The sequence below is a fragment of the Pseudomonas sp. ICMP 561 genome (genome assembly GCF_002699985.1).
Lineage (GTDB): Bacteria > Pseudomonadota > Gammaproteobacteria > Pseudomonadales > Pseudomonadaceae > Aquipseudomonas > Aquipseudomonas quasicaspiana.
This window is the reverse complement of record NZ_LKBT01000023.1, coordinates 209,165-235,825: the sequence shown is the minus strand read 5'-3', so window position 1 is coordinate 235,825 and position 26,661 is coordinate 209,165. Positions and strand designations below refer to the sequence as shown.

Sequence of the window (26,661 nt, the reverse complement as noted above, 5' to 3'; positions counted from 1 at the left end):
AACAGCTTCTGTAAGGAATTGCCGAAAACCCTGGCCAAGGAACTCGAAAAGTTTCGTCGTGCAGGTTTTTCGGGCAATTCCTGGATGAGCGTCCCGGACACCCATTTGGGACCACTGATGAGGGTAATACTGTGCTTGAAGCCTACCGTAAACACATCGAAGAGCGTGCCGCCCAGGGTATCGTGCCCCAGCCGCTTAACGCCGAACAAACTGCCGGCTTGATCGAACTGCTGAAGAATCCCCCGGCCGGCGAAGAAGATTTTCTCGTTGACCTGATCACCAATCGCATTCCACCTGGCGTTGACGAAGCTGCCTACGTCAAAGCCGGTTTCCTGTCTGCCCTGGCCAAGGGCGAAGCCACTTCTCCCCTGATCGACAAGAAGCGCGCCGTTGAACTGCTGGGCACCATGCAGGGCGGTTACAACATCGTCACCATGGTTGACCTGCTGGATGACGCAACGCTGGCCCCGGTCGCCGCCGAACAACTCAAGCACACGCTGCTGATGTTCGATGCGTTCCACGACGTGGCAGAAAAAGCCAAGAGCGGCAACGCCCACGCCAAGGCTGTCATGCAGTCCTGGGCTGACGGCGAATGGTTCAAGAAGCGCCCTACCCTGGCCGACAAGATCAGCCTTCGCGTCTTCAAGGTGACCGGCGAAACCAACACCGACGACCTCTCTCCTGCGCCTGACGCATGGTCGCGCCCTGACATCCCTCTGCACGCCCTGGCCATGCTGAAAATGGCCCGTGAAGGGATCGTTCCGGACGTACAAGGCTCCATCGGTCCGATGAAGCAGATCGAAGAAATGCGCGGCCAGGGCTTCCCGATTGCCTACGTAGGCGACGTGGTGGGTACCGGTTCTTCGCGTAAATCCGCCACCAACTCGGTGCTGTGGTTCTTCGGCGACGACGTTCCTTACGTGCCGAACAAGCGCGCTGGCGGCTTCTGCTTCGGCAGCAAAATCGCTCCGATCTTCTACAACACCATGGAAGATGCCGGCGCACTGCCAATCGAATTCGACGTCAGCAACATGAACATGGGCGACGTGATCGACCTGTATCCGCATGCTGGCAAAGTCTGCAAACACGGTACTGACGAAGTCCTGACCACCTTCGAAATGAAGACACCGGTTCTGTTGGACGAAGTCCGTGCTGGCGGCCGTATCCCGCTGATCATCGGCCGTGGCCTGACCGACAAGGCTCGTGCCGAGCTGGGCCTGGGCCCTACCGATCTGTTCAAACTGCCGGAAGCACCGGTCGACACTGGCAAGGGCTACACCCTGGCACAGAAGATGGTTGGCAAGGCGTGCGGCCTGCCGGAAGGCCAAGGCGTTCGTCCAGGCACGTACTGCGAACCGAAGATGACCACCGTCGGCTCCCAGGACACCACTGGCCCGATGACCCGTGACGAGCTGAAAGACCTGGCATGCCTGGGCTTCTCCGCTGATCTGGTCATGCAGTCCTTCTGCCACACTGCTGCTTATCCAAAGCCGATCGACGTCACCACGCACCACACGCTGCCTGACTTCATCATGACCCGTGGCGGCGTATCCCTGCGTCCGGGCGACGGCATCATCCACAGCTGGCTGAACCGCATGCTGCTGCCGGACACCGTTGGTACCGGTGGTGACTCCCACACCCGTTTCCCGATGGGCATTTCGTTCCCGGCCGGTTCTGGTCTGGTTGCGTTTGCTGCGGCCACCGGCGTGATGCCACTGGACATGCCGGAATCGATTCTGGTGCGCTTCAAAGGCAAGATGAAGCCTGGCATCACCCTGCGTGACCTGGTTCACGCCATTCCTTACTTCGCCATTCAGTCGGGCTTGCTGACTGTTGAGAAGAAAGGCAAGAAAAACGCATTCTCCGGTCGCATTCTGGAGATTGAAGGCCTTGATGACCTGAGCATCGAACAGGCATTCGAACTGTCCGACGCCTCGGCCGAGCGCTCTGCTGCCGGTTGCACCATCAAGCTGTCGAAAGAGTCGATCACCGAGTACCTGAACTCCAACATCACCCTGCTGCGCTGGATGATCGGCGAAGGTTACGGCGATGTGCGTACTCTGGAACGTCGTGCTCAAGCGATGGAAGCCTGGGTTGCCAACCCTGAGTTGATGGTTGCCGATGCTGACGCGGAATACGCTGAAATCATCGAAATCGACCTGGACGACGTCAACGAGCCAGTGCTCTGCGCACCGAACGATCCGGACGACGCCCGGCTGCTGTCCAGCGTTGCTGGCGAGAAGATCGACGAAGTGTTCATCGGTTCGTGCATGACCAACATCGGCCACTTCCGCGCTGCGGGCAAGTTGCTGGACAAGGTCAAGGGTCAGTTGCCGACACGTCTGTGGCTCTCGCCGCCGACCAAGATGGATGCTCACCAGCTGACGGAAGAAGGCTACTACGGCATCTACGGCAAAGCTGGCGCACGTATGGAAATGCCGGGCTGCTCGCTGTGCATGGGTAACCAGGCACGTGTAGAGCCGAACTCGACGGTTGTGTCGACTTCGACCCGTAACTTCCCGAACCGTCTGGGCGACGGCGCGAATGTCTACCTGGCCTCGGCCGAACTGGCATCCGTTGCTTCGATCCTGGGTCGCCTGCCGACCGTCGAGGAGTACATGGAATACGCGAAACAGATCGACACCATGGCAGCGGACGTATACCGCTACCTGAGCTTCGACCAGATCGCCGAGTTCCGCGACATCGCAGCGAGCGCCAACATTCCGGTTGTTCAAGCGTAAAAGCGAAACACAGCGTTAAAAGAACCCCGTCCTTGTGACGGGGTTTTTTATTGGGGGAATGCCCAGTCATCTGGGGAGCTGAGCTTGGTTTGGGCGGCATTCCGACGATAAACGATAACGCGGTGTGACTGGTATCTACTTCTCATGTATCGCGGGCAAGCCCAGCTCCCACAGGACCTTGCGACGCTGACAGCATCAACCCATAAAAAAGCCCCACATCTCGCGATGCAGGGCTTTCTCATTACAGACGGACTAAACCATCAAACGGTAATAGCCTGGCCGCTCATGGCCAGATCCAGCAGCTCACGGTTGGCTACTGCATACATCGCGTAGTCCGTGCCGCTTGCTGCGCGGATGTCCACCAGCATCGCGCGCCAGCGGTCGACCATGGCGCTGTGCTGTTCAAGCCACAGGTTCAGGCGCTCCTCGATGTCAGCTGGGCCATCGGCCATCTGCAGAACCGAGATGGTGATCGCCCGTTGCTGCCAGTCGATGTCATCACGGAACGCTTCGCGGGCCAGGGCTTGCCAGTTGTTTTCCACCGGCAGGCTGCTGATCTGTTGCAAGTACCAGGTCACGTCCAGCGCGCTGCCCACGGCGAAGTAAGCCTTGGCCACGTCGGCAGCGTTCTGCCCGGTGACGTCAGACGCTTCGATGATCGGCAGCAACGTGTACAAGTGACTGGTGCCCGCAACCATGCGCGCCAACAACTCCGGCACGCCTGCTTCGACATAGGCTTGATAGCGGGTCTGCCAGACTTCGCGAGTCGGGCCTTCCAGCAGTTCGTCCAGCTTCAGACCCAGTGCAGCGAGGTGCGGACCGAAGTGCGCAACATCACGCGCCGCGTCCAGCTCGTTGCGACGGCTGCGCAGGAACCAGCGCGTCGCGCGGCGGCCGAGGCGCATCAACTCGTCCATCAATGCCAACTGAATCTCGGCAGGCACCTTGTAGTCCAGCGCCTCGATCTGACGGAACCAGTGCGGAAGGTGGAAGATGTCACGCACGATCACGTAAGCGCCCGCCACGTTGGCCGCACTCATGCCGGTGGACTCTTTGAGTCGCTGCACGAAAGTGATGCCCATGTGGTTGACCAGGTCGTTGGCGATCTGGGTGCTGACGATTTCGCGCTTGAGACGGTGCTGACGCATGGCGCCGGAATACTTGGCACCCAGCGATGGCGGGAACGCGGTTTCCATGTCGCGAGCCAGATAATCATCATCCGGTACGCGGGATTCCAGTAACGCCTCGTTCAGATCGATCTTGCTGTAGGAGATCAACACCGACAGTTCTGGACGCGTCAGGCCATGGCCGGCCGCCACGCGCTCGCTGATCTGCTCTTCAGCAGGCAGGAACTCAATGGCGCGATCCAGCTTGCCACGGGCTTCCAGGTCCGCCATCAGGCGCTTGTACTCGGCAATCCGCTCGTAAGCACGACGCGTTGCCAGAGACAGCGCCTGGGTTTGCTTGTAGTTGTTGCCCAACACCAGGTTGCCGACTTCGTCGGTCATGCTTTCCAGCAGCTGATTACGCTGCTTTTCGGTCATGTCGCCGGCCTGCACCACTTCGTTGAGCAGGATCTTGATGTTCACTTCATGGTCGGAGCAGTCAACGCCCGCCGCGTTGTCGATGAAGTCAGTGTTGGAACTGCCACCATTGAGCGCGAACTCGACACGACCCAGTTGAGTCATGCCCAGGTTACCGCCCTCGCCCACCACCTTGCAGCGCAGCTCGTCACCGTTGACCCGGTGCGCGTCGTTGGCCTTGTCACCCACATCGGCGTGGCTTTCTTCGCTGGACTTGACGTAAGTCCCGATGCCGCCGTTCCACAACAGATCAACCGGCGCCTTGAGCAGCGCGTTGAGCAGCTCGGTCGGGGTCAGCTTGTCAGCCTTGATGTCGAAGCGTTCTTTCATCTGTGGTGTGATGGCGATGCTTTTCGCACTGCGCGGGAAGATCCCTCCGCCTGCCGACATGATGCTGGTGTCGTAATCGGTCCAGGCCGAACGCGGCAGGTCATACAGACGCTTGCGCTCGATGAAACTGCTGGCTGGATCCGGATTTGGATCAATGAAGATATGCAGGTGGTTGAACGCCGCCACCAGTTGCAGCTTGTCGGACATCAGCAAGCCGTTGCCGAACACGTCACCGGCCATGTCACCGATACCGATGACGCTGATGCTGTCCTGCTGCACGTTGATGTTGCGCTCACGGAAGTGACGCTGCACACCGACCCACGCACCTTTGGCAGTGATGCCCATTTTCTTGTGGTCATAACCGGCCGAACCACCGGAAGCAAACGCGTCGCCCAGCCAGAAGCCGTAGTCGATGGCGATGCCGTTGGCGATGTCGGAGAAGGTCGCAGTGCCTTTGTCCGCCGCGACCACCAGGTATGGGTCATCGTCGTCATGACGCACGACGTTGGCCGGCGGAACCAGCCCGCCCTCTTTCAGGTTGTCAGTGATGTCCAGCAAACCGGAGATGAAGATGCGATAGCAGGCGATACCTTCGGCCTGGATATCATCACGGCTACCACCCAATGGCAGGCGACGCGGCAGGAATCCGCCTTTGGCCCCCACAGGCACGATCACCGAGTTCTTCACGTGCTGGGCTTTCACCAGACCCAGGACTTCAGTACGGAAGTCTTCCTCACGGTCCGACCAGCGCAGGCCACCACGGGCCACATTACCGAAGCGCAGATGCACGCCTTCGACACGCGGCGAGTACACGAAGATTTCAAACTTCGGCACCGGCTTGGGCAGCTCTGGAATAAGGCGCGGGTTGAACTTGAAGCTGAAGTAGCTCTTGTTCTGACCGTTGGCGTCAGGCTGGTAGAAGTTGGTGCGCTGGGTGGCTTTGATCAGGTCCAGATAACGACGCAGGATGCGGTCTTCATTGAGCACCTGGACGTCGTCCAGGGCGGAAAGAATCGCCTGCTCCAGACGCAATTGCTTGTCGTCCAGATCGTCAGTGGTCAGTTTGCGCGCCAGATAGAAGCGGGTTTTGAACAACCGGGTCAGCTCACGGGCAATGTCCGTATGGTTGTTCAGGGTGCTGGCGATGTAGCCAAGGTCGAAGCCCAGGCGAATCTGTTTCAGGTAACGGGCGTAGGCACGCAGCAACGCCACGTCGCGCCACGGCAGACCAGCAGTCAGAACAAGACGGTTGAACGCATCGTTCTCGGCATCGCCACGCACGATATGGACAAAGGCGTCCTGCAGGGTGTCGTTGAGTTGCTGGATGTCGATTTCCAGACCTTCAGCGGCCGTGAACGCGAAGTCATGAATCCAGAACTCGCGGCCATTGGTGTGACGCAAACGATAAGGGAACTCACCCAGCACACGCAGGCCAAGGTTTTCCAGAATCGGCAATACGTCAGACAGGGCCAGCGGTGTGTCGGCGTGGTACAGCTTGCAATGCAACTGCGCCTTGTCGCCGGACAACGGCTGATAGAAGCTCATCACCAGCGGCTTGGCTTCGCTCAGGTTCAGCAAGTGCTGCATGTCGACCACGGCCGAATGCGCTGCGAAACGCTCGCGATAACCTGCCGGGAAGCCTTTCGGGAAATCCGCCAGCACATTGGTGCCATGGGCTTCGCCGAAGCTTTCGACCACCAGGCTGGCGTAATCGTCTTTCCAGGAGCGGCAAGCCTGAATGACTTCGTTTTCCAGCTGGACCGGGTCGATGTTCAGGTTGACCTTTGGGTCCACCCGCAGAATCAACTGCACGCGGGCCAGCACCGACTCGGAGAAGAAGGTCCAGAACTCGCAGTCACTGGCCTTCAGGCGTTCCATCAGGACTTGCTGGATCTTCTGCCGCACTTCAGTGGAATAGATGTCGCGTGGCACATACGCCAGGCAATAGCAGAAGCGACCATAAGGGTCTTTGCGCAGGAACACGCGAATCTTGTTGCGCTCCTGAATCTGCACGATGGACATCACGGTATTGAACAGCTCGTCCACCGGAGTCTGGAACAGATCATCGCGAGGCAGAACTTCGACGACTTGCGCCAGCTCTTTCCCAAGGTGAGCCTTGGGATGGAAGCCGGAGCGGTGTTCGATTTCAGCCACCTTGCGGCGGATATAAGGAATTTCGCGAACGCTTTCGCCATACACCGAGGAGGTGTAGAGGCCCATGAAGCGACATTCCTTGAGCACCTTGCCCGAGGCGTCGATCTGGCGGATCGACACATAATCAGGATACGCCGGGCGGTGCACACGGCTCGGGTGCGCGGCCTTGGCGAACGACAGCAGCATCGGCTCGTGCAAGTAGCTGACGGCGTAGTCTTCGATGTGCAGATCTTCGTGACTCAGGCCGGCACGCAGACGTTTGGTCAGGCCGAGGAAAGACGATTCGTCGTACACCAACTGGCCGCCATCGCCTTCGTTGCTGACTTGAAACTCTTCGTAACCCAGGAAGGTGAAATGGTTATCCACCAACCAGTGCAGGAACGCCTTGACCTCGGACTTCTCGCCCTCGTCGACGGCGTACTGCACAGAATCGATGCCCGCCAGCAGCTCGTGCAGCTTGGCTTTCATCGGTTCGAAATCTTCTACGGCAACCCGTACTTCGCCGAGCACTTGCTCCAGCTCACGGGCCAGCACGTTCAACTCGCTGGCGTTGGCGCAGCGGTCGATTTCCAGGTACATCAGGGATTCTTGCAGCACGTCTTCGCCGCTGGTGCCTTTAGGCAGCAATTCCAGCAGTTCGCCCTTGCTGCTGCGGCGCACGCTGAGCACGGTGGTTTGCAAGGTGTGAATGCTGTAACCGCGACGGTTCAGCTCGGTGCGCACCGAGTCCACCAGAAATGGTAGATCGTGGTGCAATACTTCAACGGCGGTGTGCGTGGATTGCCAGCCGTGACGTTCGTAATCGGGGTTGTAAACGCGGACCTGCGGGGTGGCATGTTCAAAACGTTCAAGCAGACGCCAGGCTGACAAGGTGCAGCCCGCCAGGTCGGACAACCGACGCTGGGTGAGTTCGTCGAGGGAAATAATGCCGAAGAATTGCTCAGCGAACAGCGCCACTTGTGGCAGTGCCTGTTCACTGATGTGCTGCGCCAGTGCTGCTTGCAGTTGATGCTGAAAGTCAGACTTGCTGGCTGCGGTGAAGAACGCCATCTGAGGTACTCCGCTTGTGCTTTTTTAGAAGGAAGCTTGAAGGAAGTGTTGCCTGCACATGCTGTGCCTGGATGAAACGGCAGAGGCACAGCATAAGCCAAAGAACTAACGCTTGCCGCGAACGACTCGTCACATTTGCTTTCTGCAACCGTTGCCGGAAAAAACAACACGCAGGGTAGGATTTCTCCCACTACCGTTCATCCGCCCCCAAGCTTAACGACAGCCGACAGGCAGTTACTTGTCGTGCTGCGACATATTCGGTCATCTGGTTGCAGGAAACTCTTGGGCATTGCTTGCCAATCGCTGGCAAAATTGCTCCTTGTCCGCTTTTAAGCCAGGAACGTTCATGCAAATCAAGACTGCCAGCTTTATCGTCAATCCCTGTGATGACGAGTACGACGACATGGCGCTGCTGTGCTGTCACGGTGAAACCGGCGATCTGTTTTCGCTGACGCGCTTCCCGGACGAGCAGGAAGTCGAGATCACGGTACGCGATGACAAGGTGCTTGCAGTTTCGCATCTCAAGGTGACGTTCAGTGCCGAGCGTCTGCTGGTTGAGCTTGATCCGGCGAATGGCAAGGCGCTGGATGGGCATCACCTTTATGAGATCAGCCATGGCATGGCGGCGGATGAGTTGAAGGAGGTTGAAGAGACGCTGGTGATTATTCTTGAGGGTGTTGGGGTTTATGTGAGTGAGCTGGCTGGGTCTTGATGATTGGGCGTACATATCCATTTTTGCGGTGACGGCTTACATCGGTTGCGCTTTTACAGCGCGTCACTTTTGAACAGCGCAAAAGTAACCAAAACGCTCTTGCCCCACCACTGGGTCCCTCGCTGTCGCTCGGCATACCCGTAATCCGACATTACTGCGTGGGGCCGCCGCCACCGGCCATCCATGGCCTGAGGCGGCTAAACCGGCATCCCTGCCGGTTTGCCCCACGCAGCAATGTCGGATTCCGGCCGGCGTGGTTTAACGGGGCGCTTAAGATCAAAATCAAAAGCAGATCAAAAGCAGATCAAAAGCAGAGCGAAAACGGCGGTAGCGCCTCGGCCCGGTAGGAGCGAACTTGTTCGCGAGACGTCATCACAGCCAACGCATTCGTTGCCTGACACTCCGCTTCGCAGCCTTCGGCAGCTCCTACAGAATGTCGGCAAACCCAAGAAAACAGGCGGCGTTTTTCAAGGGGCAAGAGCAGATCAAAAGCAGAGCGAAAACGGCGGTAGCGCCTCGGCCGGGTAGGAGCGAACTTGTTCGCGAGACTTCATAACAGCCAACACATACGTCATCTGACACACCGCATCGCAGCCTTCGGCAGCTCCTACAGAATGTCGGCACCCCCCAAAAACATGTCGGCTGTCAGGCCGCCGCGCTTTTGATTTTGATCTAAGGCGCCCCGTTAAATCACGCTGGCCGAACGCAGATCTGAAACCGTGGGCAACCCGGCAGGACGCCGGGTTAGCCGCACCGGGCCATGGATGGCCCATTGCGGCGGCCCACGGTTTCAGATCTGCGGGCGGGCATCCCGAGCCTAGGCGAGGGACCGAGTGATGGGGCAAGAGCGTTTTGCTTACTTTTGCGCTGTTCAAAAGTGAGGCGCTGTAAAAGCGCAACCAATATCAGCCATTACCGCTATAACGGATATGTACACAACAACAAGAAGCACCAAAAAGCCCCACCCCCCCAATTCTGTAGGAAAAATCCTCAAGCTTTGTAGCGTTATCCTCAAAACCACACAAAAAACCCCAGAGCCGTTAGTCGCCAGCCCCCTCTATGGATTAAAGTATCGCCCCCAGCTTCGGCGTTGATTGACGCCGCTGATTACCTGCCAGGAACAGTCACCGATGGAACATCGTGAAGCGCTGATAGCGCTGCGAACCTTTCTTTCCACGCAGATCCTCGGTCAGGAAAAACTGATCGAACGTCTCCTGATCGCCCTGCTCGCTGACGGCCACATGCTCGTCGAAGGCGCTCCCGGTCTGGCCAAGACCAAAGCGATCAAAGAACTGGCAGAAGGCATCGAAGCACAATTCCATCGCATCCAGTTCACCCCCGACCTGCTGCCTGCCGACATCACCGGCACCGAAATCTATCGTCCGGAAACAGGCAGCTTCGTCTTCCAACAGGGGCCGATCTTCCACAATCTGGTGCTGGCAGACGAAATCAACCGGGCGCCCGCCAAGGTTCAGTCGGCATTGCTCGAAGCCATGGCTGAGCGTCAGGTCAGCGTCGGTCGCAGCACCTACGACCTGTCGCCACTGTTCCTGGTCATGGCCACCCAGAACCCCATCGAGCAGGAAGGCACCTATCCGCTGCCTGAAGCCCAGCTCGACCGTTTCCTGATGCATGTCAAGATCGGCTTCCCGGACGCCTCGGTAGAACGCAAGATTCTGGCCCAGGCCCGCGGCGAAGCCCTGAATGGCGAGACCAAGCCAGAACGTCGGGTCAGCCAGCAGGCAATTTTTGCGGCGCGCAAGGAAATCCTCGGCCTGTACATGGCCGATGCGGTGGAGGAATACCTGGTGCAACTGGTCATGGCGACCCGCACCCCGGCCAAGTTCGATGCGGAAATGGCCGAGTGGATTTCCTACGGTGCAAGCCCTCGTGGCTCCATCGCTCTGGATCGTTGCGCGCGAGCCCATGCCTGGCTGGCCGGGCGTGATTTCGTCAGCCCGGAAGACATCCAGGCAGTCCTGTTCGACGTATTGCGCCACCGGATCATCCTGTCGTTCGAAGCAGAAGCCGCCGGGATCGATCAGGACCGTGTGATCCAGCGCATTCTTGATGTCGTGGCTGTTGCGTGAAGCCATGCAACCCAACCTGATCGATCAGCCGGGTATTCGTGTCAGCCTCACAGAGCTGATCGAGATGCGTCATCGCGTCCGCGAAGTCCAGCTGTTCTCCACCCCGAGCCAGCGCAGCCCGTTGATTGGCCTGCACCACTCCAAGCTGCGCGGCCGGGGTGTGGATTTCGATCAGGTGCGGGTTTATCAGGCAGGCGATGACGTACGCAGCATCGACTGGCGAGTGACGGCCCGAACCCAGGAGCCGCACACCAAGCTGTTTCATGAGGAACGCGAACGACCGATTTTCATTCTGGTCGAGCAAAGCCGCCGGCTGTTTTTCGGCTCGGGCCTGATGTTCAAATCAGTGCTCGCCGCTCAGGCTGCGGCGTTGATTGGCTGGGCGGCGTTGATCCATAACGACCGGGTCGGCGGCCTGGTATTTGGTGACAACGAGCATTACGAAATCAAACCACGGCGCAGTAAACAGAGCCTGTTGCAGTTGCTGAACCGGCTGGTGCGGGTCAACCAGTCGTTGCACACCGAAACCGCTGCAGACCGCGATGCGTTCGGTATTGCCTTGCGTCGCGCGCGGGAAGTGCTGCGGCCGGGCAGTCTGGTGATCGTGCTGTGTGACGAACGCGCGTTGTCCGATGCAGCCGAGCAGCAACTGAGTCTGCTGTCCCGGCATTGCGATCTGCTGCTGTTGCCGTTGTCCGATCCATTGGATCACGCCCTGCCCGCTTCCGGCCTGTTGCGCTTTGCCGAGCGTGGCGCGCAGTTGGAGATGGACACCCTGAACCCCGAGCTGCGTCAGGCCTACCGCGCTCAGGGCGAGGCGCGTAAAGATCGCTGGGAAATGCTTGCGAAGAAACTGCGCGTCTTGCTGATGCCGCTGAACACTCAGCAGGAAATGGTCGAGCAACTGCGTGAATACCTCAGCGCCCAGCGTCCGGTGACACGCAAATGAACCCGCTGGATCAACTGCAACCGCTGATTGCCCCGCCAGCCGTGGGCTTCTGGCCGCTGGCACCGGGTTGGTGGTTACTGCTGCTGTTGATTCCGCTGGCCGGTTGGGGACTGTGGCGGCTGCGGCATATATTGCCCGTGAAAACCCGGGTTAGCCGCGCCGAACAGCCACTGGATCCGGTGCGCGTTGCTGCGCTGACCGAGCTGGCCAATATGCCCAAACCCTACGACGGGGCTCCCGCAGGCGCCTGGCTGCAGCAAATCAATGGTCTGCTGAAAAGGCTGTGCCGCAACCATTATCCGTACAGCCAGAGCCACACACTGAATGGCCGCAAATGGCTGGCATTTCTCGACAACCGCTGCCCTGCCGCGGGCTTGACGCGCTGGATGGTATTGGTAGAGGGCGCTTACAAACCCGAATGCAAACTCGACGACAAGGCCATCAATGGCCTGACGCAATCCGTTGAAACCTGGATTCGCAAACATGTTTGAGTTCGCCTGGCCGTGGATTTTCGTCCTGCTGCCCTTGCCGTGGCTAATGCGTGTGGTGCTGCCGACCGCCGACAGTGGCGAAGCGGCGCTCAAGGTCAGCTTCCTCGGTGATCTCGAAGAACTGGTCGGACGAAGGGCCAAGGTCGCCCTGCCCGGCTGGCGTCAGCAATTGCCGTTCATTCTGATCTGGCTGTTGCTGCTGGTGGCCGCCGCCCGTCCGCAATGGCTCGGTGAACCATTGCCCCTGCCGTCGAGCGGACGCGATCTGCTGGTGGCGGTGGATGTTTCCGGCTCCATGGATTACCCGGACATGGAGTGGAAGAACGACGACGTCAGCCGTCTGGTGCTGGTTCAGCATCTGCTCGGCGACTTTCTACAGGGCCGCAAAGGTGATCGCGTCGGGCTGATCCTGTTTGGTAGCCAGGCATTCGTGCAAGCCCCGCTGACGTTCGACCGCCACACCGTCCGCGTCTGGCTGGATGAAGCGCGAATCGGCATCGCCGGTAAAAACACTGCGATTGGCGACGCCATTGGCCTCGCCCTGAAGCGCCTGCGGCTGCGCCCGGCACAAAGTCGCGTTCTGGTGCTGGTCACCGACGGCGCCAACAATGGCGGGCAGATTGATCCGGTGACCGCTGCGCGTCTGGCGGCTGAACAACAGGTGAAGATTTACACCATCGGGATCGGCTCGGACCCGAATAAAGAAGGTTCGCTGAGTATGCTCGGGCTCAACCCCAGCCTGGATCTGGATGAGCCGACCCTCAAGGAAATCGCTCAGTTGACTGGAGGCCAATACTTCCGCGCACGGGATGGCGATCAGCTGGAAAAAATTCGCCAGACCCTCGACGCGCTGGAGCCCGTAGCTCAGCAACAGACTCAGGCACGCCCCGCCCATGCGCTATATCAGTGGCCGCTGGCATTGGCGATGCTGTGCAGCGTGCTACTGGTGGTGCATGAGCGCTGGCCAAACAATCCCGTTCATCGGCTGCTCACTCGTCAACGCTTCATCCGCGACGGTCAGCACTGGCGTCAGCGGGTCGGGCAGCAAGTCAAACGTCTGGGGCGCCGCCGATGATCGCGCTCTGGCCGCACTGGTTCCGCCCTTGGTGGTTAATGCTTCTGCCGTTGCTGGGCTGGCTGCTTTGGCAGCTCTGGCATAGACAGAAACGTGCCGGGCGCTGGCAAATGATTCTGCCCGCGGCTTTTCATTCCGTGCTGCTCAGCGGCGGCCGCGGTCGCGACAGCAAAAAACCGTGGGTGGTGCTCGGCATTGCCTGGCTGCTGGCCTTGCTCGCACTGCTCGGCCCCGGCTGGCAGCGGGTTGAACAACTGAGCCAGAAGCCGGTTGATCCCCTGGTCGTACTGCTGGAACTGACCCCGGAAATGCTCGCCACCGACGCCCCGCCGACCCGGCTGGAACAGGCCCGGCGCAAGCTGCTGGACCTTCTGCAGGCGCGCAGCGACTCGCAGACGGCGATCATCGTCTACGCCGGCAGCGCCCACACACTGGTACCGCTCTCCGACGACCAGATCACGATTCGCAACCTGCTGGATGCGGTCAAACCGTCGATCATGCCGCAGGCCGGGCATCGTGCAGATCTGGCCGTACACAAAGCGCTGGCCTTGCTCAAGCAAGGCGAGCTGGGACGCGGGCGCTTGCTGTTGATCGGGTCGTCATTGAGCGAGCAGGAACGCCAGGGCATCCGACAGGCGCTGGCTGGCCAGTCTCCACCATTGCTGATTCTCGGCGTCGGTACAGCGGAAGGCGCACCGGTCGAGCAGGAAAAAGGCGGTCTGCTCAAAGACGACCAGGGCGCGATCCTGTTGCCGCGTCTGGACAGCGCCAGCCTTACGGACTTCGTCGGGCAGGTCGGCGGCCAGTACCGACAGTTGCGCATGGACGACCAGGACCTGCGCGAACTGGGTTTGCTGGACAGCCCGAAACAGGTGCGAAGCGACGGACAACTGATCCAGCTCGACAGCTGGAGCGATCAGGGTTACTGGTTCCTGCTGCCGTTGTTGCTGTTGGCCGCCTGCGCCGGGCGTCGAGGCTGGTTGCTGTGCCTGCCACTGCTGCTGGTACTGCCACAAAACAGCTACGCTTTCGACTTTGCCGATCTGTGGTTGCGTCCCGACCAACAGGGCCAGCGATTGCTTGAAGAGCAACGCCCTGCTGAAGCCGCACAACACTTCGAAAATCCACAATGGAAAGGCATCGCGCTCTATCAGGCCGGAGATTACGCAAGCGCCGCCCAGCGTTTTGCCGAGGGCAGCAGCGCCGCCGACCATTACAATCGCGGCAATGCGCTCGCGCACAATGGCGATCTGGAAGCAGCACTGGACGCCTACGAACAGGCGCTGGAAAGTCAGCCAGACTTGCAACCTGCGCTGCAAAACAAAGCGCTGGTGGAACAAGCACTGGAACAGAAGAAAGCCGCGGAACCTGATGACGCTGATCAGGCTCAAACCCGCGACGACGATAATGACGGCGAAAACCCGCAGAATCAGGCCGCTGCCAGTCAACGCTCCGAGAACCAGCAAGCAACCGAGTCTGCCGAAGCAAACAGTGCCGATGGTGAACCATCACCCGGAGAGTCGTCTGCGCAGACCAAAGGCAATCCGCAATCCGGCTCACCCATGGATGACGAGGAAACCACCCGGCCACCGATCCGGCCCGCCGACGGCAACATCAATGGCGAAAGGCGTCAGGCGCTGGAGCAATGGCTGCGGCAGATCCCGGATGATCCCGGCGAGCTGCTACGGCGTAAATTCTGGTACGAACAGCAACAGCGTCAGGAAAAAACCCAATGAGTCGCGCCTACACCCTATTGTTCGGCTTGATGCTCAGCCTCGTTGCGCTGCCGAATCAGGCTGCGGAACTGGTGGCGAGTGTCGACCGCACGCGACTCAATTCCGGGGAAACAGTGGAGCTGACCCTGGAAACCAGCGACGTCACTCAGTTCGGCAAGCCTGACCTGAGCGCCCTTGAGGGTAGCTTTGACGTCGGTGGCACTCGTCAGATCAACCGACTCAACACGCTGGATGGCGGCAATCAGGCAACCACGCGCTGGATCATCACGCTGCTGCCGAAACAGACCGGCTCGGTGGAGGTGCCTTCCCTGCAACTGGGCGCGTTGAAAAGCCAGCCGATCACCCTGCAAGTCACGCAAAGCGACAACCCGGATCACGCCAGCCAACAGGCTCCGGTGTTCGTCGAAGCGACCCTGGATAAAGACAACGTTTATGTCCAGGCCCAGGCCGTATTGACCCTGCGCGTCTATCACTCGGTGTCGCTGTTCGATGACAGCAACCTGAGCCCGCTGGAAGTGCCTGAAGCGCGAGTCGAAAAACTCGGCGATTCGCGTACCTATGAAAAGCTCATCAATGGCATCCGTCACGGCGTGATCGAGATGCGCTACGCGATCTATCCGCAACAAAGCGGCACGCTGGTGATACCGCCGCAGACGTTCAGTGCAACTCTCGTCCAGCCCAACAGTGACGGCCAGTCGAGCAATGAACCAGGCACGCCCTTCGGCCCGCAGCCGGGCAAAGTCATGCGCGTCAGTTCTGCAAAGTTGCCTTTGACGGTCAAACCCAAGCCTGCCAATTACCCGGCCAATGCGCCCTGGTTGCCCGCGCGCAGTGTCAACCTCAGCGAAAGCTGGAGCCCGGAACCCGGCAAAAGCCAGGCGGGCGACTCCCTGACCCGTACCATGACCGTCAAAGTCGAAGGCTTGTCCGGCGCGCAACTGCCGCCCTTGCCTGCCACTGAAGTCAGCGCCCTGCGACGTTATCCGGACCAGCCCAAACTGGCCAACGTAACCAGCGATCGCGGCCTGATCGGCACCCGCGAAGAGCGCGAGGCCTTGGTGCCAACTCGCCCGGGCGCCATTGATTTACCGAGCGTGGACGTGGTCTGGTGGAACACTCTGGAAGACCATCTGGAACACACCAGCCTGCCCGCCCGCACCTTGCAGATCAGTATCAACCCGAGCCTGGCGGTAGACACACCGGTCAGCAGTGATTTGAACGGCGTTACCGTGATCGGCCCGCCCGTCTGGCCGTGGCAGATGAGCTCACTGTTTTTCGCGTTCACTACGCTGATCGGTTTTGTGCTCTGGTGGCGTGCCCGCAGTCAGCCTGCCGTGGCCCGCGCCGTGCAAACCGGACCCAGTCCGCGTACGGTGCTGGATGACCTCAAGCGCGCCTGCCTCGCCAATGACCCGCAAGCGACCCGACAGGCACTGGATGCCTGGGCGCGGCAGCAACCGGAAACCCTGGCCGACATGGCCGCCCGCTTCGTGCCGCTGTCCGACGCACTGGATGGCCTCAATGGCGCGCTGTACAGCGAAACCGGCCAGCTGTGGCTGGGCGAACAACTATGGCGAGCAGTACGCACCCTGCCCGCCGCCGAACACATTCAGGACGCGACCGGCGAGCAAAGCTTGCCGCCGTTGTATCCAAAATAGAAAACCTTGGTCGACTGCGCATGCCCTGTGGTACCGCGCTAACTCGCGGCAAACCCGGTTCAATGTGGGAGCGGTGCTTGCCCGCTCCCACATAAAAATCGCATGCATTCAGTGACTTATAATTCACACAGAAATTGCACAGGTTCAAAAGCGCATTCAACCGGCCAAGCCCCCAATTCAGGATTGAGATTACCCATGCGACTGTTCCACACCTCCGACTGGCACCTCGGCCAGAACCTTCATGGCCAGGAGCGGGACTTCGAACACGCCAGCTTTCTGACCTGGCTGCTGGCCCGACTGAAAGAGCGCCAGCCCGATGTACTGCTGATCGCGGGAGACATCTTCGACACCGTCAACCCGCCGGTCAAATCCCAGGAGCGGCTGTACGACTTCATCGTCAGCGCCCACGAGCAGCAACCGTTGCTGACCATCGTGATGATTGCTGGCAACCACGATTCCGGTTCGCGCATCGAACTGCCCGCGCCCCTGATGCGCCGTTTGCGCACCCATGCCCTGGGCCGCGTACTGTGGCTCGATGACGGCACGCTGGATGTCGAACGCCTGTTACTGCCACTGCCCGACGCAAAAGGTGAAATCGGCGCATGGTGCCTGGCCCTGCCTTTCCTGCGCCCTGCTGAAGTCACCGGCGCGACACTGGGCGACGATTACTTGCGTGGCATTGGCCGCGTACACGAACTGCTGATCGAAGCGGCTAATCTGAAACGCCAGCCGGGTCAGGCCCTGATCGCCATCAGCCACGCCCACATGGCCGGTGGTTCGGTGTCGGAAGACTCCGAACGCAGCCTGATTATCGGTAACGCTGAAGCTCTGCCCGCCAGCCTGTTCGGCCCGAGCATCACTTACGTCGCCCTCGGCCATTTGCACAAACCGCAGCGGGTCAACGGCGAAGAGCGCATTCGTTATTGCGGCTCGCCCATTCCTTTGTCGTTTTCGGAGATTGGCTATCAACACCAGATTCTCGAAATTGACTGCGACGGCGAGCAACTGCGCAGCGTCGAAACCCTGCTGATTCCCCGCGCCGTCAATCTGCAACGAATCGGCCCGGCACCGCTGGCCGAGCTGCTGTTGCAGCTCAAGGATTTGCCGGACATCGACTTGTTGGCCGACGTTGATCGCCAGCCCTGGCTGGAAGTTCGGGTCCGCCTGGACGAACCGCAGCCGGACCTGCGTAACCAGATCGAAGAAGCCCTGCAAGGCAAAGCCGTGCGCCTGGTACGTATCGGCGCCGAATATGCCGGTAAAGGCAGCGGTGACGGTGGCGAAAGCGACGAAGGCCTGATCGAGCTGGATCAGCTCAGCCCCCAGGAACTGTTCAGCCGCGCATGGCTGGATAACTACGGCAGCGAGGTCGACGAACAAACCCTGAGTGACTTCGCCACGCTGCTGCAGGAAGTCCAGCTGGAGAGTGAGCAACCATGAAAATTCTCGCCATCCGCCTGAAAAACCTCGCCTCCCTCGCCGGGCCGTTCGAACTGGACTTCACCGCAGAGCCGTTGGCAAGCGCCGGTTTGTTTGCCATTACAGGGCCGACTGGTGCGGGCAAAAGCACCTTGCTCGACGCACTGTGTCTGGCGCTGTTCGGGGCCATCCCGCGCCTGAGCAACATCGGCCAGTCACGGGTTCCGGAAATCGACGGCGACATCAGCACCAACGATCCGCGGACCTTGCTACGGCGTGGCACCGGCAGCGGTTATGCCGAGGTGGATTTCGTTGGGATCGACAAACGCCGCTACCGCGCTCGCTGGGAAACCAACCGCGCACGGGATAACGCCACGAAAAAACTCCAGGCCAGCCGTCAGACCCTGACCGATCTGGACAGCGAGCAGATCCTCAGCACGCAGAACAAATCCGAATACAAAACCATGCTTGAAGCCCGTCTGGGCCTGAACTTCGAGCAGTTCACCCGGGCAGTTATGCTCGCTCAGAGCGAATTCAGCGCCTTCCTTAAAGCGGATGACAAAGAGCGCAGCGAACTGCTGGAAAAGCTTACTGATACGGCGATCTACAGCCAGTTGGGCCGCCGGGCTTTCAGCAAGAGCAAAGAGGCAGAAAAGCTCTACGAGGATCTCAAGCTAATGGCGACGGGCATCGCGCCCATGCCACCGGAGCAGCGCGCAGAACTGGAGCAACATTTCAGCGAAGCCCAACAACAGCTCAAAACTCAGCAGGCGCAACAGCGTCAGCTGGAACTCAAGCAGCAGTGGCTCACCGAACTGCTACGCCTGCGAGACGAACACCTGAGCGCCAGTGAACAATTGGCCAGCGCCCAGCAGGACTGGGAAAACCAGAGCAGTCAGCGTCAGTTGCTCGGCCAGCTGGAACGCCTTGCCCCGCAGCGGCACCTGTTCGCCCAGCGCCATCGACTCGACGCCCAGTTGAGCCCGCTCAGTGCGCAAATCGCCGAGCACGTGCAACGCCAGAATGACCTGCAAGCGCGCCAAACCGGGCTTGAAGAAAAGCTGCTCGCCGCCACCAGCGCTCTTGAACTGGCCGAACAACAGAAAAAAACCGCCGCACCGATCATTGGTCAGGCGTTCGAACAGCAAGGCAACCTCACCCAACTGAACAAGGAAGTCCAGGACGCAACGCTCCACGCGGAAGCGGCCGAGCGCACAAAAGCCGACAGCCAGGCGGCGCTGAATCAATTGCTCGATCAACAGCGCTTGCTGGATGAACGCTTGCAAAGCATTGCCGGGCAATTGGAAAAAAGCGCCGTACTCGCCCCCCTGAGTAAAGCGTGGACGGCCTATCGGCCGCGCTTGCAGGAAGCCGTCAAACTCAGCGCGCGGCTGAATAAAGGTCGTGAAGAACTGCCGGAGCTGGAAAAGAACTCAACCCGTGCCGAGCAGGAGCTGACTGACCGACGCAACGCCCTGCAAGGGCTGTACAGCGAAGCACAGGTCAAAGCCGAAGCGGTCAATGCCGAGATCCAGCGTCTCGGTCAATTGCTCCACGACAATCGTCAGCAACACAGCGCTATCGACTCCCTGGAGCGCATCTGGCAACGGCATCAGGACATCGAAAAACGTCTGCAGGATGTCGAGTTGCAGCAACAGCAGGCCAATGAGCAGCGCAACAAAAGCATTGCCAGCGGTCTGCAGCTCAAGACCGAACACGAAGCTGCCGAGCAGGCGTTGAAAGTCACTGTCGAGTTGCTGCAGCGTCAGCGTCTGGCCCGCAGCGCCAGCGTTGAAGAGCTGCGCGCTCAGTTGATTGATCAGCAGCCTTGCCCCGTGTGTGGCAGCGAAGATCATCCTTATCATCAATCTGACGCCCTGCTCCAGGCGTTGTCCGGCCATGACGACAGCGAAGAAAACAGTGCGCGGTTGAAGGTCAGCCAGCTCAGCGAAAAACTCGCCGAGTTGCGTGCCGAAGTCACCGAACTCAATGCACGCCTGAAACAGGCCCGGCCGCAACTGGATCAGCTCTCTGAGCAGTTGCAAAAGCTCACGCCTGAACTTGAAGCGCATCCGCTTTATGCACGCTTGCTGGAACAACCCGAGCAGCTACGCAACGACTGGCTGAGCGAGCGGCTGCATGCACTGACTGAAGAAATCGCCACCAGCGAGCAGCGCCAGCGACTGCTGCTCAAAGTGCAGCAGGATGCCGAGCAGTTGCAGCAAAACGTACAAAGTGCCCGCGATGCCAGCCAGCACGCGATGAAAATGCTCGACGATCAACAGCGCAATATTGCGCTGGACAATCAGGCCTTCGAAGCCGCACTGCAAGAATTCGAACCGCTGCTGCCCGCCGAAAGCCTGTCACGCTGGCGGGAAGCGGCCACCGACAGTTTCATGCAACTGGACAACGATATCGCGCAGCGTCTGGAACAACTGGACCGCCAACAGGAAGAACAACAGGAACACGCTGAGCGCGCACGTCGGATCGAACGCGAACAGGACAGCCAGCACAATCTGGAACAGGAGCGTGCGAAACAGCAACAACGCCTCGCCGACCTGCAAGCCCAGCAACTGGCCAGCCAACAACGCCTGGCTGAAATGCTGGGCGACCACACCAGCGCCGAGCAATGGCAGCAGCAACTTGAAACCGCGCAGGAACAGGCACGCCGGGCGCAAGCCGCCGTCAGCGATGATCTGCAACAGGCACGCAGCGAGTTGATCAAACTGGCCACGGGGCTCGAAAGCGAACAGTCGCGCTTGCAGGCATTGCAGCAAGAGGTGGCCGAGCTGGATCAGCATATCTACGAGTGGCGCAGCGCTCATCCCGAGCTGGATGACGCCGCCCTGGAGGTGCTGCTCGGCTACAGCGACGAATGTGTCAGCCAGTTGCGTCAACAATTGCAGCAGAGCGAAAAGACCCTGGAGCAAAGTCGCGTCCTGCTTCAGGAACGGGACAAGCAATTGCAACAGCATCAGGCCCATCACAGCGACGTGACCGATGCCGAACAGTTGACCGCTGCCTTGCTGGAGGCGCAAAAGCTGTGCGCCGAACAGGAACAGCAATGCGCTGATCTACGCGCGCAACTGAGTGAAGACGAGCGCCGTAACAACGCTAGCCGCGAATTGCAGGAGCAGATTGCCAACGCCCATAGCGAGTACTTGCGCTGGGCAAGACTGGCGGCGCTGATCGGCTCGGCCGAAGGCGACCGATTCCGCAAGATTGCCCAGGCCTACAACCTTGATTTGCTGGTGCATCATGCCAACGCCCAGCTCAAGCAACTGGTGCGTCGTTACCGCCTCAAGCGCGGCGGCAGCATGCTCGGGTTGCTTGTGATGGACACGGAAATGGGCGACGAACTGCGCTCAGTGCATTCCCTGTCCGGCGGCGAAACCTTCCTGGTTTCATTGGCGCTGGCACTCGGGCTGGCCTCCATGGCATCGAGCACGTTGAAAATCGAATCGTTGTTTATCGACGAAGGCTTCGGCAGCCTCGACCCCGAATCCCTGCAGTTGGCCATGGACGCGCTGGATGGCTTGCAGGCCCAAGGCCGTAAGGTCGGAGTAATCTCCCACGTGCAGGAAATGCACGAGCGGATTCCGGTGCAGATTCAGGTGCGGCGTCAGGGTAATGGCTTGAGTACGGTGGAGGTCAGCAACTGATGACGGCCGTGCTTTATTCGTTCCGCCGCTGCCCTTACGCCATGCGTGCCCGTATGGCCCTGCGCTATGCAGGCTGTGCCGTACAGATCCACGAAGTCAGCCTCAAGGCCAAACCGCCGGAGATGCTTGAGCGCTCGCCGAAAGGTACGGTGCCGGTACTGGTGCTTGAAGATAAGGTAATAGACCAGAGCCTGGACATCATGCACTGGGCGCTGGCGCAGAATGATCCGGATGGCTGGCTGTTGATCGACAACGGCGACGGCCGCCGGGACATTCAGGCGTTGATCGAAGAGAACGATCAGGTGTTCAAGCAGCATCTGGATCGCTACAAATACTTCGTGCGCCACCCGGAATATCCGCAGGCGCATTACCGGCAACAGGGCGAGGTGTTCTTGCAGAAACTGGAAGCGCGCTTGAAGGACCGGGATTTTCTGATAACGGATCGATTGAGTCTGGCAGATACCGCGGTCGCGCCGTTCATACGGCAATTCAGCGCGGTGGATCCGGATTGGTTCGCAACGAGTCCGTATCCGAAGGTGCGTGGCTGGCTGGATCGGTTCATTCAGTCAGCATTGTTTAAAGCGGTGATGGTGAAGTAACGATATCGCGGACACGAAATACCGCGTAGGACCGGCTTTAGCCGGGAGAGCGATGTTCCTGACGAAAGACCTTGAGCGGATGTAATGTCCCTCTCCCGGCTAAAGCCAGTCCTACGGAGGATTGCGCCAGCGACACTACACAACCACCCCAACCTTCTCCGGCCGGTTCCCCGCCAACACTTTCTGCGCCCTTGATAGCTCGATAGCCTGGGCGATTTCATACCGGCATTCGATATTGCGCGCCACCCCACCGACCGAGTTCTGGCCGATGCCCAGCAACGTGCTGCCATTGATCATGACTGCAAGCCCCGCAGTCACCCATATTTTGCCGCCACTCACGATGCACGCTCTTGAGTATTCAGCGCTGCGCGATCAACCAGGGTTTGGGTAGAGGGTGTTGTCAGTTGCGGATTCATGCTGGTAACAGTAACCACTGCAATAAAAACCACATAAAGCGAAATGGCGATATAAGCGCCTTGTTTGATGGAATGAAGAATGGCAGTGGCCATGGGTGTAACTCCGTAAGTTCCAGTGTTGTGTTGCCAGGTCGACAGGATCGTGGAAAACCGGAGTATTGAAAAACGATGGCTGGAGATAGCGAATATCAGTTGGGTTGATTATTGAGCCGGTTTATCAATTCAATAGATAACCTTCTGTAGGAGTGAGCTTGCTCGCGATAGCATTAGTGGGCCCAGTGTATCTTCAACTGATAAATCGAATCGCGAGCAAGCTCACTCCTACAGGTCGCGTGTTTGCTGTGCGACAACGTGGCATCAGAGACACCGAGGCAGGTCCTAAAGGATCGTGGCCAAAAAAAAACCCGCATCCTATGAGAGACGCGGGCCAAGAGGGGATTTATCCGGCGCTTTCGCGAGCAGGCTCACTGGCAGAATTTGCATGGCTCTGATACGCGATGATCAGAAGGTCGCAAAAACCTGGGTAAGCGAACATGCTCGCGAAAGCGGCAGTGATCTTTTAACAAAAGCATCAATCAACAACAGTGCTGTTCAGAAATCCATTCCCGGGTAGCGATACATTCGTTAACCGGGAATGGATTCAATCGCTTGTTCATTGTTGAGTCTTGTGATCCAGTGCTGCGTAGAAATTAGCACTTTGCTGCAAGTATTTAGGGGTATAAGTCTGGGTGGCGTGAGCCTTCTTGTCGGACACATCAACACTGGCATGGGCAGGCAATGCAACAGTGGCGGAAATGGCAGACGCGGCAATGATGGAGAAGATATTGAAGTTCATGGCGTTAACCCTCGGATGTTCTATTGAACTACGTTTCAAGTCTTGACCGTCTTGGCCGTGACTCAAACTTACCCCCGAGGGCGGCTCAGCCGAAATGTTTTGTAGCACTAGCTCATATCACTTGAATTGATAGAACCCCAAGCCCGCATGAATAAAGGGCTTGGGGTTCTCACAGCATCACTTGCCGGTCAGGAATCGGAAGTCCGAGGGCGAATCGAAGTCGAGCTTTTGCACCGTGTCACCCAGCAAACCGGTTTTCGGATCGACTTTCACCGTGACGATCTGGTTGCTCTTCTGGTTGGCGATCAGCATGAAATGGCCGCTTGGATCGATGCGAAACTCACGTGGCTCTACACCTTCAACAGAACGACGCTGCACTTCCTTGAGCTGCCCTTTGGCGTCGATGGCAAACACCAGCACTTGATTGGCTTCACCACGATTGGCAACGTAAAGGAATTTGCCGTCCGGCGAGGTGTGCAAACCACCGGCGCCGACTTTCTGCTGCGCATCCTTGTTCTTCAGGTCTACCAGTTGGGTCTGCTTGAACACACCGTCGTGATAATCAAAGACTGCAACCTGCGCGACCATTTCCAGGGTCAGCCAGGCGTGTTTACCATCTTCACTGAACAGCAGATGACGCGGGCCGCTGCCAGCGGGCAATTGCACCGTTGGCGTTTTGGCCGGCTGCAAAGGCTTGGCGCGATTACCGTCGTAGCTGAACACCAGCATCTTGTCGGCACCGAGATCGCTGGTCACCACGTACTTGTCATCCGGCGTCGGGATCGCCGAGTGGACGTGGGAAGACGCCTGACGCTCAGGATTGACCTTGCTCGCGCCATGATCATTGCTGACCTGAACGACTTCGGACAGCTTGCCGTCCTTGCCCACCGGGATCACTGCCAGCGCCCCACCCGGATCGGGTTGCACGGCATAGTTGGAGACGAACAGGAAGCGCTGGTCCGGGCTGAGGCTGGAATGCGTCGGCTCGTCACCCTGGCTCTTCACCTGATTGATCGGGGTGATCTGATGGGTCTTGGTATCAATGGCAAAACTGCTGACCTTGCCGACAACATCTTTCCCGCCGGGACCGTTCTCGTTGACCACGAACAGGTGGCGCTGATCTTTGGAAAGGGTCAGCCAGGACGGGTTGTCAGTCTTGACCACTTGCAGGGGTTTGGCATCGAGCTGGCCGGTCTGGCTGTTGAAGCGGTACCGGTAAATACCTTCGCTGGAAGCCTGGGTGTAAGAACCAATCAGTACATCGTATTCAGTCATGCTTTGCGCCTGTATGGGAAAAGCGCTCATTGCGCCGGCCAGTGCCAGCCAAGGCAGAAATGTACGAGTCATGGGCAGAGCCTTCTTTTTTCAGGTTGTTAGTGGGCGCCATCGACGCGCGAACAACGTTTAGGACAGGCTTGCCGCTGATTGGTTTTATCCGCAGGTCAGTCCTGTTGTACGTCTTCTTCGTCGTCTTTGGTCGGCGTGAACGCTTCGAGGCATTTCATGCGGTGTTCATTTGTGCCATCAGTGATCAGCCAGCACTGCTGAGCTTCATCGAAGGTCGCGGCGTTGACCTGCTCCATCGTGAAACGCCAGGTCTTGCGCTCGCGACCATCCATGCACTCGAGGGTCAGAAAGTCGCCCAGAAAGAAATCCCAGGCATGCAGCCCGTCAATTTCCAGCATCGTGGCGTCTTTCAGGGCTGCGCTCATCGTCGTCGGATTGGTGGTCATGGCAGTCTTCGTCTGTGTAAAAGCGCGAATGATAGGCCAAAACCACCTTGGACAGAACCACCGTCACAATCAGGCAGTCGCTTCAACTGCACCCGCCGAAGGTTTGTCATGGGTGGTTTCGCGCACGTAATAACGGTTCGGTATCCCCCAGATAATCAGCGCCATGGCCAACACGCAGACTGCGCATAGCACGTACAAAGCCGGCGTCGCCGCACCGGTCAGGTCCTTGACGCGTCCGACCATGAACGGCGCGATGATCCCGCCCAATTGACCGATGGAGTTGATCAGCGCAATACCTGCCGCTGCCGCGAGCCCGCTGAGAAAACGTGGCGGGATGGTCCAGAAAATCGGCATCCAGGCGATGATACCGGTCATGATCATGGTCATACCGATCATCAAAGGCAGCAGTTGACCGGGGAAGACGGCACACACCAGATACCCCGCCGCCGTGAACAACGCGCAGCCCGCCATGTGCCAACGGCGCTCACCGCGTCGGTCGGAGCTCGCACCGATCAGCAAATTGCCGACCACTGCGCCCACGTAGGGAATCACCGTCAGCCAACCGATGGTCATGGTGTCGGCAACACCGGCGCTCTTGATCAACTGCGGCATCCAGAACAGCAAGCCGGTCAGGGCCATGACCAGACACAGGTAAATCACCGACATCACGTAAGTGGTCGGGTGCTTCCAGATGTCCTTGAAGGTTTGCGGGGTCTGGGGCTGGACTTCACGCGCCATACGCGCCAGCACTACTTTTTTCTCGGCGCCGTTGAGCCACTTGGCGTCTTCGATGCGATCGCAGACGAACCAGAACACCACGATGCCAAGCAACACCGACGGCAGGCCTTCAAGCAGAAACAGCCAGCGCCAGCCAGGCATGCCCAGCACGCCGTCGAAATGGTTGAGAATCAGCCCGGCAATTGGCCCGCCGACGATACCGCACAGGCAGATCGAGCTTTTGAAATAGGAATTGACCCGCGCGCGACGGTTGCTCGGGTACCACTGGGTAAAGAAATACAGCACGCCAGGTACGAAGCCCGCTTCCATGACCCCGATCAGAAAGCGCAGGGTGTAAAACCAGAACTCGGTCTGCACAAACATCATGCACGCCGAAGTGATGCCCCACGTGACCATGATCCGCGCGATCCATACCCTGGCGCCGATCTTATGCAGGAGCATGTTGCTCGGTACTTCGAACAGGAAGTAACCGACGAAGAACAGGCTGGCCCCGAGGCCATAGACCGTCTCGCTGAAACCCAGATCGCTCTGCATCTGCAGCTTGGCAAAACTGATATTGACCCGATCCAGATAGGCAAACAGGAAGCAGAGAATAAACAGCGGGATGATCCGCCAGTTCACCTTGCGATAGATCTTGTCCTCGAAAGCATCCGCATCGAACGCTTCCACTGGCGCAGTGTGGGTGGTCAT

Annotated in this window: 18 protein-coding genes; 11 read left to right on the top strand and 7 right to left on the bottom strand. The window is 59.0% G+C overall.

Going from position 1 to position 26,661, the window contains the following annotated elements; all coding sequences use genetic code 11:
- Positions 1-131: 131 nt before the first annotated feature.
- Entirely contained in the window at positions 132-2,741 is a 2,610-nt protein-coding gene (gene acnB / locus AO242_RS17300; RefSeq protein WP_099269685.1) for a bifunctional aconitate hydratase 2/2-methylisocitrate dehydratase, read from the top strand.
- Positions 2,742-3,001: 260 nt separating this feature from the next.
- On the opposite strand, the gene AO242_RS17295 is transcribed toward acnB, so the two are convergent.
- Positions 3,002-7,858, bottom strand: a complete 4,857-nt coding sequence (locus AO242_RS17295) for an NAD-glutamate dehydrogenase (protein WP_099269684.1) — start codon at positions 7,856-7,858, stop codon at positions 3,002-3,004.
- Between the two features lie 346 nt (positions 7,859-8,204).
- Here AO242_RS17295 and AO242_RS17290 point away from each other — a divergent pair, with 346 nt between their 5' ends.
- The 10 genes from AO242_RS17290 (at position 8,205) to AO242_RS17245 (ending at position 22,249) form a co-directional block, all read left to right on the top strand.
- Positions 8,205-8,570, top strand: coding sequence for a hypothetical protein (locus AO242_RS17290; protein ID WP_099269683.1), 366 nt, complete (start codon positions 8,205-8,207; stop codon positions 8,568-8,570).
- Positions 8,571-9,700: 1,130 nt separating this feature from the next.
- A complete protein-coding gene (locus AO242_RS17285) occupies positions 9,701-10,660 on the top strand; it encodes an AAA family ATPase (protein WP_027900522.1) in 960 nt (319 codons plus the stop codon).
- 4 nt (positions 10,661-10,664) lie between these two features.
- Positions 10,665-11,609: a DUF58 domain-containing protein gene (locus AO242_RS17280; protein WP_027900523.1), complete on the top strand. Its 945-nt coding sequence runs from the start codon at positions 10,665-10,667 to the stop codon at positions 11,607-11,609.
- Positions 11,606-12,100 (top strand): DUF4381 domain-containing protein, encoded by a 495-nt coding sequence (locus tag AO242_RS17275; RefSeq protein ID WP_099269682.1) that lies wholly within the window; start codon positions 11,606-11,608, stop codon positions 12,098-12,100. The genes AO242_RS17280 and AO242_RS17275 overlap by 4 nt, the downstream gene beginning before the upstream one ends.
- The gene (locus AO242_RS17270) at positions 12,093-13,175 is read left to right on the top strand and encodes a vWA domain-containing protein (protein WP_099269681.1); all 1,083 of its coding nucleotides are present in this window, start codon (positions 12,093-12,095) and stop codon (positions 13,173-13,175) included. The genes AO242_RS17275 and AO242_RS17270 overlap by 8 nt, the downstream gene beginning before the upstream one ends.
- Positions 13,172-14,911 carry a VWA domain-containing protein gene (locus tag AO242_RS17265; RefSeq protein ID WP_099269680.1) on the top strand — a complete coding sequence of 580 codons (1,740 nt, stop codon included), beginning with the start codon at positions 13,172-13,174 and terminating at the stop codon, positions 14,909-14,911. Before AO242_RS17270 ends, AO242_RS17265 begins: the two co-directional genes overlap by 4 nt.
- Positions 14,908-16,569 carry a BatD family protein gene (locus AO242_RS17260; protein WP_099269679.1) on the top strand — a complete coding sequence of 554 codons (1,662 nt, stop codon included), beginning with the start codon at positions 14,908-14,910 and terminating at the stop codon, positions 16,567-16,569. The genes AO242_RS17265 and AO242_RS17260 overlap by 4 nt, the downstream gene beginning before the upstream one ends.
- Positions 16,570-16,764: 195 nt before the next feature.
- Positions 16,765-18,009: an exonuclease SbcCD subunit D C-terminal domain-containing protein gene (locus AO242_RS17255; protein WP_099269678.1), complete on the top strand. Its 1,245-nt coding sequence runs from the start codon at positions 16,765-16,767 to the stop codon at positions 18,007-18,009.
- Complete coding sequence (locus AO242_RS17250; protein WP_099269677.1) at positions 18,006-21,650, top strand: AAA family ATPase; 3,645 nt, start codon at positions 18,006-18,008, stop codon at positions 21,648-21,650. Before AO242_RS17255 ends, AO242_RS17250 begins: the two co-directional genes overlap by 4 nt.
- Positions 21,647-22,249 (top strand): glutathione S-transferase, encoded by a 603-nt coding sequence (locus tag AO242_RS17245; RefSeq protein WP_099269676.1) that lies wholly within the window; start codon positions 21,647-21,649, stop codon positions 22,247-22,249. The genes AO242_RS17250 and AO242_RS17245 overlap by 4 nt, the downstream gene beginning before the upstream one ends.
- A gap of 135 nt (positions 22,250-22,384) precedes the next feature.
- Here AO242_RS17245 and AO242_RS17240 read toward each other — a convergent pair whose 3' ends face one another.
- From AO242_RS17240 to AO242_RS17220, 6 genes are all read right to left on the bottom strand, one after another.
- Positions 22,385-22,588 carry a hypothetical protein gene (locus AO242_RS17240; RefSeq protein ID WP_099269675.1) on the bottom strand — a complete coding sequence of 68 codons (204 nt, stop codon included), beginning with the start codon at positions 22,586-22,588 and terminating at the stop codon, positions 22,385-22,387.
- On the bottom strand, positions 22,585-22,758 hold the full coding sequence (locus tag AO242_RS29445) for a hypothetical protein (RefSeq protein WP_161628591.1): 174 nt from the start codon (positions 22,756-22,758) through the stop codon (positions 22,585-22,587). Before AO242_RS29445 ends, AO242_RS17240 begins: the two co-directional genes overlap by 4 nt.
- A 559-nt stretch (positions 22,759-23,317) precedes the next feature.
- Positions 23,318-23,500, bottom strand: a complete 183-nt coding sequence (locus AO242_RS17235; protein ID WP_027900531.1) for a hypothetical protein — start codon at positions 23,498-23,500, stop codon at positions 23,318-23,320.
- Positions 23,501-23,677: 177 nt separating this feature from the next.
- Positions 23,678-24,847, bottom strand: a complete 1,170-nt coding sequence (locus tag AO242_RS17230) for a lactonase family protein (protein ID WP_099269674.1) — start codon at positions 24,845-24,847, stop codon at positions 23,678-23,680.
- A 95-nt stretch (positions 24,848-24,942) separates the two neighbouring features.
- Positions 24,943-25,233 carry a DUF5629 family protein gene (locus tag AO242_RS17225; protein ID WP_099269673.1) on the bottom strand — a complete coding sequence of 97 codons (291 nt, stop codon included), beginning with the start codon at positions 25,231-25,233 and terminating at the stop codon, positions 24,943-24,945.
- Between the two features lie 69 nt (positions 25,234-25,302).
- On the bottom strand, positions 25,303-26,661 hold the full coding sequence (locus tag AO242_RS17220) for an MFS transporter (RefSeq protein ID WP_099269672.1): 1,359 nt from the start codon (positions 26,659-26,661) through the stop codon (positions 25,303-25,305).

Excerpts from the sequence above, each read along its gene's own strand:
- AO242_RS29445 (WP_161628591.1), bottom strand. The coding sequence starts at position 22,758 with ATGGCCACTGCCATTCTTCATTCCATCAAACAAGGCGCTTATATCGCC.
- AO242_RS17225 (WP_099269673.1), bottom strand. The coding sequence starts at position 25,233 with ATGACCACCAATCCGACGACGATGAGCGCAGCCCTGAAAGACGCCACG.
- AO242_RS17285 (WP_027900522.1), top strand. The coding sequence starts at position 9,701 with ATGGAACATCGTGAAGCGCTGATAGCGCTGCGAACCTTTCTTTCCACG.
- AO242_RS17250 (WP_099269677.1), top strand. The coding sequence starts at position 18,006 with ATGAAAATTCTCGCCATCCGCCTGAAAAACCTCGCCTCCCTCGCCGGG.
- AO242_RS17275 (WP_099269682.1), top strand. The coding sequence starts at position 11,606 with ATGAACCCGCTGGATCAACTGCAACCGCTGATTGCCCCGCCAGCCGTG.
- AO242_RS17255 (WP_099269678.1), top strand. The coding sequence starts at position 16,765 with ATGCGACTGTTCCACACCTCCGACTGGCACCTCGGCCAGAACCTTCAT.
- AO242_RS17280 (WP_027900523.1), top strand. The coding sequence starts at position 10,665 with ATGCAACCCAACCTGATCGATCAGCCGGGTATTCGTGTCAGCCTCACA.
- AO242_RS17260 (WP_099269679.1), top strand. The coding sequence starts at position 14,908 with ATGAGTCGCGCCTACACCCTATTGTTCGGCTTGATGCTCAGCCTCGTT.
- AO242_RS17295 (WP_099269684.1), bottom strand. The coding sequence starts at position 7,858 with ATGGCGTTCTTCACCGCAGCCAGCAAGTCTGACTTTCAGCATCAACTG.
- AO242_RS17270 (WP_099269681.1), top strand. The coding sequence starts at position 12,093 with ATGTTTGAGTTCGCCTGGCCGTGGATTTTCGTCCTGCTGCCCTTGCCG.
- AO242_RS17290 (WP_099269683.1), top strand. The coding sequence starts at position 8,205 with ATGCAAATCAAGACTGCCAGCTTTATCGTCAATCCCTGTGATGACGAG.
- AO242_RS17265 (WP_099269680.1), top strand. The coding sequence starts at position 13,172 with ATGATCGCGCTCTGGCCGCACTGGTTCCGCCCTTGGTGGTTAATGCTT.
- AO242_RS17235 (WP_027900531.1), bottom strand. The coding sequence starts at position 23,500 with ATGAACTTCAATATCTTCTCCATCATTGCCGCGTCTGCCATTTCCGCC.
- AO242_RS17220 (WP_099269672.1), bottom strand. The coding sequence starts at position 26,661 with ATGACCACCCACACTGCGCCAGTGGAAGCGTTCGATGCGGATGCTTTC.
- AO242_RS17230 (WP_099269674.1), bottom strand. The coding sequence starts at position 24,847 with ATGACTCGTACATTTCTGCCTTGGCTGGCACTGGCCGGCGCAATGAGC.